This window comes from Streptomyces sp. SPB074 (genome assembly GCF_000154905.1).
Taxonomy (GTDB): Bacteria; Actinomycetota; Actinomycetes; order Streptomycetales; family Streptomycetaceae; genus Streptomyces.
On sequence record NZ_GG770539.1, the window covers coordinates 1,953,160 to 1,960,074 of the forward strand.

Here is a 6,915-nt window from a genome sequence, read left to right on the forward strand (position 1 = left end):
TCGGTGCCGGTGAGCGCGGGGGCGGTGCGGCCGGGCGCCCAGCGGAAGGTGAGCTGGAGCTGGGCCTCCGCGCTGGACTTGGCGAGGCCGATCGTGCCCCCGGCCTCGACGCGGATGGCGAGCTGGAGCTCGACCTCCTCGGGGCGCACCGCGCGGCCGAGCGCGTTGAAGCGGGCGGCGGCCTGGCGGGCGCAGCGCTCGGCGAGCGCGAGCGCGTCGCCGTAGGAGTCGCGGACGACGGCGCCGACGCGTTCCGCGCCGTTGCCCCGCGCGCGGACGTCGTCCCACAGGGAGTCGCCCTCGCGCGGCGCGGGCACCCCGGTGTCCACGAAGATCGGGACGCCCTCGTCCGGCGTGCTCTCCCGTCCGGTCGTTCCCGCCATGCCCTCCCCCTCGTCCGGCGTGCCCCTCGCGCCTCAACCCGATTATCGCGCCGGGGAGTTGCTTTCGGGGCCGGACGCGAGGAAGACCGGGTGCGGCCGGGGGACGACGTTCCCCGGCCCCGGACCCGCCGCGCCCGTCCCGGCTGCCTCCTGCCCGTCCCGGGGCCTTCCGCGCGCCCCGGGACCCGCGCCCCGTCCCGTCAGGTCGTCTGCGGCTCGAAGTCCCAGAAGGGGCGCTGCCGGGAGCGGGCCGAGACGGTGTGGACGTGCTGGGCGCCGAGCGTCTGGACGAGGTCGTCCAGCGCCGCCGACTCCTCCTTGTCCGCGGCCTCGCGCTTGCGCTGGGCGCGCAGGTCGGCGGCGTGCGCGATCCGGGCGCTGAGGGTGAGCGGGTGCGTCCGCCCGAGGGACTCGGTGGCCTGCACCGCGGTCGCCGCGCTCAGCCCCTCCGCGCCCTCCACGTCGCCGAGCGCGTTGCGGACGGCGGCGGTGTTGACGGCGCAGCCGAGGTACCAGGGATGCCAGGCGCCGACGGCGCGCTCCATCACGAGCAGCGCGTCCTCGCTCATCTCCAGGGCCTGCTCCCGCTCGCCCAGGTTGCGCAGGACGAGGGCGAGGTTGCCGCGCACGCCCGCCGTGTAGGGGTGCGCGTCGCCGAGGGTCCTGCGGTAGGAGGACTCCACGCGCTCGCCGGTCCTGCGCGCCTCGTCGATGTCGCCGTGCTCGCGCAGGTAGGAGCTGAGGCTGGCGAGGAAGAGGAGCGTGGTGGGGTGCCGGCCGCCGATGACGCGTTCGCAGCGCTCCACGACGGAGGCGAGCGCGACCCCGGCCTCCTGCCGGTGGCCCATGCGGTAGCGGCCCATGGCGAGACCGAACTCGGCGCGCAGGGTCTGCGGGTGGTCGGAGCCCATCACGAGCTGGTTCTCGCGGACGCTCATCTCCAGGTTGGAGCAGGCGTCCTCGTTGCGGCCGAGCAGGCGCAGGTCGGTCGCGTAGGAGATCTCGGAGAAGAGGGTCCAGGGGTGCCGCCTGGCGAGGAGCCTGCGGCGGTCCTCCAGGATCTCGCGGTCGATGGCGAGGGCGCCCTCGTAGTCGCCGAGGAGCCGCAGCGAGGCGGCGACGTTGTTCCGGGCGCTGAGGTAGCGGGAGTCCTCGGCGCCGACGAGTTCGCGGTAGGCGTCCGCGAGCCACTCGGACAGCTCCCTCGCCTCGTCGAAGCGGGCGAGGCCGCGCAGGTCGGCGGCGAGCCCGCCGACGGCGCGCAGGTAGTCGAGGTCGTCGGTGCCCTTGGTGCGGCGCAGGTGCTCGACGGCGGGGCGCTCGATCCGCTCGGTGGGGCCGTACTCGCCGAGGGTGCGCAGCACGTTGGCGTAGTGGTGGGTGACGTCCCAGACCCGGGGGTGCTCCGCGCCCAGGACCTCGCGCCAGGTCTCCAGGGCGCGCTGCCCGAAGGTCCGCCCGGCGTCGTACTCGCCCGAGAGGTACATGTAGCGCAGGCAGTTGAGGACGAGGCGCTGGACGTCGGCGTCGGTGCTGTGCAGGACGTCGGCGTACTTGAGGTGCGGGACGATCTCGGCGTATCGGGGCCAGTTGCGGGTGTCGGTGGGGCGGCCGGGGTCGGCGAGGGCGAGGGCGCGCCGCACCGTGTCGGCGAGGCCGACGCCCTCCTCCGCGGAGATGTCGCTGTGCACGATTTGATGGACCATTCGGTGCAGGTAGAGGGATTCTCCGGACTGGGCGTCCTCGGTGGCCCCTTCGTGGGACTCCAGGCGGACGACGGAGTACTGGCGCAGCTGGTTGACGGCCCTGTTCCAGCGGAGCGGGTCGTTGAGCAGGCCGACGAGCTGTTCCGGCACGCCCTTCGCGGGCAGGTCCCGCAGGAACCAGACGGGGATGAGCCCCGGGGCGAAGTACGTGCACAGGCGCAGCAGGTCGATGGACTCGGGCACGGTGTCCCGCAGCCGGTTGAGCAGGATGCTCCACGCGGTCTGGAAGGCCGCGGGGAAGTCGGCGGAGATCTTGACGACGCTCGTGTCCCCGCCCTCCTCCAGGAGTTCGATGTACTGCTCGATGGAGATGTCCGAGTCGTTGAGCCAGCCGGCCGCCTGGTCCAGGACGAGCGGCATGTCGCCGAGGGCCTCGGCGAGCCGGTCGGCCTCCGCCTCGTCCAGGCGCGGGGCCCGGCGGCGGACGAAGGCCACGGACTCGTCGCGCGCGTAGACCGGTACGTCGAGCAGCCGGCTGTTGTGCTGGCTCCAGTCGGTGTTGCGGGAGCTGATCAGGACGTGCCCGGGCCCGGTCGGGAGCAGGTCCCAGACCTCCTCGGGCTCGTCGGCGCCGTCCACGACGATGAGCCACTTGGCGTACGGTTCGCCGCGCCGCAGCGCGTCGAGGGCCGCGCGCAGCCGCTCGCCGTACTCGTCGCCCGTGCGCAGGCCGAGCGCGGTGGACAGCTCGGCGAGGCCGCGCCGGTAGGTGCCGCGGTTCTCCGCGCTGATCCACCACACGACGTCGTACTCGGAGCCGAAGCGGTAGACGTACTCGGCGGCGAGTTGCGTCTTGCCGACGCCGGACATGCCGTTGAGGGTGAGGACGCCCGCGCCCTCCCCCGCCTCCGAGAGGTAGTGGTACGCCTCGTTGAGCAGCGACTCTCGGCCGGTGAAGCGGGTGTTGCGGCGCGGGACCGCGCCCCAGACCTCGGGGGTGTCGAGGGGGAAGCGCGGTCCCGGGGCCGCGTTGACACGGGCCGGGAGGCGGTCGGTGGGCAGTCCGAGGGCGAGCAGGACGCGCCGCTCGGCCTCGCGTTCCCCGATGCCGGTCAGCTCGGCGGGGGCGAGCACCGTGGTGGCGGTGGGCAGGGCGCCGCTCGCGACGCTCACCGCGGCGAAGCGCGCGCGGTGCGGCGGGACGACCCCGCGCAGCGCGGCGTTCCACTCGCCCACGGTGCGGGGGCCGAGCCGGAAGTACCAGTCGCTGAGGATCAGCAGGATCTTGCCGGGGGCGAGCGCCAGGTCGGCGAAGCTCGTCTCCAGGCTCTCGGTGACGGGAGGGTCCCAGCGCTGGAAGGACACCTGGTATCCGCGCAGGTCGAGGCGGTGACCGATCCAGGCCGCCCAGGCGCGGTTGAAGCCGGCGAAGCTGATGGTGATCGGCTCCGTGGCCAGGGCCCTGCCCGCACCGCCGCTCGTGCCTGTCCCCGTTGTCATACGACACCCTCCCGCCGCGTCCCGGCCATGCGGCGCCGGGCCCTTCGCATCCCCGCGATGATCACACCGCAGGGGGTTCGATTCCACTCAACGTATCGTGTGGAGAAGCTTTTTCACGAGTCGTCAGGAGTCTTCGCGACCACCTTTCTGCGCGGTTCGCCCGGTCGTGTGAACCGCCCTCCGCTCCCGCTCCCTGCGCCACGCCGCGCGCTTGGTGTCGACGTAGGCGCGGGCCCGCGCGAGGTGTCCGGCGGGCGGCTCGGTGCGGGACAGCTCGATGTGCGTGGCGACCATCCCGTCGGCGAAGGCGCGGCCCTCGGGGGTGAGCACCTCGGAGCCGACGAGCGGGGGCAGCGCGGCGGCCACCATCTCGTGGCAGCGGGCGTGCTCCGCCCAGGCGTGCTCGCGCCCGGGCCCCTCGGGGCCGCGCAGCGCGTACGCCTGCCACCAGTGGGCGAGGGCGAGATGGCTGTAGATGCCCTGGAGGAGGCCGTCGAAGGGGCGCGGGTCGGGGCGCCAGGGCGCGAAGTAGACGGCGGCGGGGTCCGCCTCGTGCAGGTGGGTCAGCTCGCCGAGCGCGGAGAGCTTGGCGTGGCCGAGTTCGTGGACGAGGAGGGCGGCGAAGGCCACGGGGCCCGGCGGGACGCTCGCGAGGACCACGCCGAAGGCGTCCTTGCGGGTGGCGCTGCAACTGCCGCCCGCGTCCTCGGGGGCGCGGCGGGCCGGGGTGCGCAGCGGGACGAGGGAGTGCAGGAGCTTCGCGGCCTCGGTGAGCCGGTGGGCCCCGCCGAGGGCGAGGAGCGGCGCGGTGCCCGCCCAGCTCTCGTACCAGGGCTTGCGGCTCGCGTCGTCCAGCGTCACGGGCTCGCTGAGGGAGTGGTGGCGCACGCCGGGGGCGGCGCGGTAGGGCCCCGCGTCGTCCAGCGGGACCGGGCGGGCGCCGGGGACGAGCGGGGGCAGGGCGTGCGGGGCGAGCCAGGCGGCGTCGGCGGACCAGGAGCTGTGGCCGGGGCGGGTGAAGACGGTGACGGGTGCTCCGCCCCGGGGGGTGAGGCGTATCGCGCCCTCGGTGTGGGCGGCGGTGACGCGCACCGGTCCGCCGCCGCTCACGCGCAGGGTGCCGGTTCCCGGGAGGGTGAGGGCGCCGTCGTGGGCGGTCAGTTCGGCGGTGGCCGGGAGCCCGGCGGTGACGGCGGCGGCGAAGGCGAGGGCGCCGAAGTGCGCGAGGCCCCGTTCGCGGTCGCCGGGGACGGGTTCGCGGGCGGTGACGGCGGCGAGGGTCTGGCGGGCCCAGGGGCCGGTGAGGGGGTGCAGGAGCAGGGCGCGGACGCGGGCGGCGGCCTCGGGGCCGGTGGCCTCGGCGGCCTCCAGGAGCGCCCAGTCCCCGGCGGCGCGGCGGCGTTCGGCCGGGGTGGTGCGGGCCGGGGCGGCGTCGGTGACGGTGTCGAGGAGGGCGCGCAGCAGGAGGAGCCGGCGGTTGGCCTGGTCGTGGACGAGGTGGTCGAGGCTCGCCTCACCGCCCTTGGTCCTGGCGAGTTCGCTCAGCACGGCGGGCGGGACGGCGGACGGGAGGACGGACGGGCCGGACGGCCGGACGGACGGCGGGACGGACGCAGGGGTGGACGGCGGGACGGCGCGCGTCATCGGCGGACTCCTGGGACGGGTGCCGGCCGCGGCTCGCCGGGCGCTCCCCGCGCCGCCCGGTCCAGGGCGACCGCCACGTGGCGGATGAACCTCTTCAGGTCGGCGCAGTAGACGGAGGGGTGGGCGAAGCCGCCGCCCTCGCGGTAGCGGTGCGCGTAGTGGCCGCCGCCGCAGACGGTGAGCAGCGGGCAGGCGCGGCACTCGGCGGCGAGCGCGGCGGCGCCGGACTGGCGGGCGCGGACTCCGGGGTGGGCGAGCGCGGCGTCGAAGGAGTGGGCGAAGACGTCGAGCCCGGTGGCGGCGGCGCCCTCGTAGGCGGACTTGAGGGAGTCGACCTGCTCGATGGCGCCGTCCGTCTCGACCACGACGGCGGTGAAGGGGTCCAGGCCGAGGGACTCGGTCGCGGCGGGGCGGCCGAGCAGGAGGGCGAGGCACTCCTCGAAGAGCCGGACGCGGGTCGTGCGGCGCGGCGCCGACCACCAGGCGTCGAAGACGGCGCACAGCCAGTCGGCGTACGGGGTCGGGCCGCCGTCCGTGCCGCGCGCGGCGTCGATGCCGGGCGGTGGGGCGGACCAGTTGCCGTGCGGGAGGAGCAGGTCGAGCGCGGGCGGTTCCAGGGCGAGCAGGGAGGTGTACAGCTCGACGGGGCCGGTGCGCGGGTCGATCACGGTGAGGATGCCCGCGTAGGTACCGGGGTGGGCGGCGAGCAGCCGGGCGGCGCGGCGCGCGGCGCGGAAGGAGGGGCGTCCGGCGTGGTCGACGCGCTGCCGGTTGTGGGCGGGCAGGCCGCCGTCGAGGCTCAGCCCGACGCGGATTCCGGCCGCGCCGAGGGTCCGTACGGCGGCCTCGGTGAGGAGGGTGCCGTTGGTCTGCACGGTGACGTGCGCCGCGCACCCGGCGGGGAGGGCGGCGCGGACCTGTTCCGCGAGCGCGACGAGCGGTCCCGCGCCGCCGAGCAGGGGCTCCCCGCCGTGCAGGACGAGCGAGACGGCGGGCAGCGCGTGCGCCGCCGCGTGCTCCCCGATGCGGCGCGCGGTACGGGCGCGGACCTCGGGCGAGGCGGTGGCCGGGCGGGACCGCCAGCTCGTGTCGGGGCCCTCGTAGAGGTAGCAGTAACGGCAGGCGAGATTGCACCTGCTGTGCGTCTTGAGGATGAACTGCCGGAAGGGGTACGGGGCTTCACCCGCTCCCCCGGCCTCGTCCCGCTGCCCGGGGCCCGGCGCGGGGGGAGTCGTCGCTCGCACTGCTCGCTCCCCCGGTCCGGTCGGTGGGCGGTCCCCTGCCCCGTGTGGTGGGTCTCCCGCTCGCGGTAAGGGGCGAAACCTCCTGCGGGCCCGATGTCCGGTTCGCCGCCCCGGCCGTCCGAAACCGGGAGGACGGGCGGGGGCGGGAGCGGGGCTCCCCGCCCCCGCGCCCCTCCTCGGAGGCCAACCCGCCTTTCACATAGCGTTGTTGAACCCCCACAGCATCTCGCTGGAGCTGCCCGCCCGTTCCCTGAGCCCGTCGAGGACCTCGCTCAAAACGGGGTGGTCGAGGGCGCGCAGGGCGCGCAGGTCGAGGGCGGTGAGGTACAGGGGAGCGCCTCGGCCTGGCCGGCCGCTCCGCTGGTGTCCTGCGTCATGGGTTCCCCCTCGTCGGTGCGCTCGGTGCGGAGTGGGACGCGCTGTCCCGGACCCGGGCGC

Annotated in this window: 4 protein-coding genes; all 4 read right to left on the reverse strand. The window is 75.5% G+C overall.

All coding sequences use genetic code 11. From position 1 onward, the window contains the following. The coding region (locus tag SSBG_RS07800; RefSeq protein WP_078491244.1) for a CU044_2847 family protein at positions 1-383 on the reverse strand (383 nt) is incomplete at its 3' end. A 200-nt stretch (positions 384-583) separates the two neighbouring features. Next, complete coding sequence (fxsT, locus tag SSBG_RS07805; RefSeq protein ID WP_037869198.1) at positions 584-3,589, reverse strand: FxSxx-COOH system tetratricopeptide repeat protein; 3,006 nt, start codon at positions 3,587-3,589, stop codon at positions 584-586. Between the two features lie 123 nt (positions 3,590-3,712). Beyond that, positions 3,713-5,233, reverse strand: coding sequence for an aKG-HExxH-type peptide beta-hydroxylase (locus SSBG_RS07810; RefSeq protein WP_078491245.1), 1,521 nt, complete (start codon positions 5,231-5,233; stop codon positions 3,713-3,715). Beyond that, complete coding sequence (locus SSBG_RS07815) at positions 5,230-6,477, reverse strand: FxsB family cyclophane-forming radical SAM/SPASM peptide maturase (protein ID WP_037869200.1); 1,248 nt, start codon at positions 6,475-6,477, stop codon at positions 5,230-5,232. Before SSBG_RS07815 ends, SSBG_RS07810 begins: the two co-directional genes overlap by 4 nt. Between the last annotated feature and the right edge of the window lie 438 nt (positions 6,478-6,915).

Coding starts and splice junctions, on each gene's coding strand:
- fxsT (WP_037869198.1), bottom strand. CDS start 3,589: ATGACAACGGGGACAGGCACGAGCGGCGGTGCGGGCAGGGCCCTGGCC.
- SSBG_RS07810 (WP_078491245.1), bottom strand. CDS start 5,233: ATGACGCGCGCCGTCCCGCCGTCCACCCCTGCGTCCGTCCCGCCGTCC.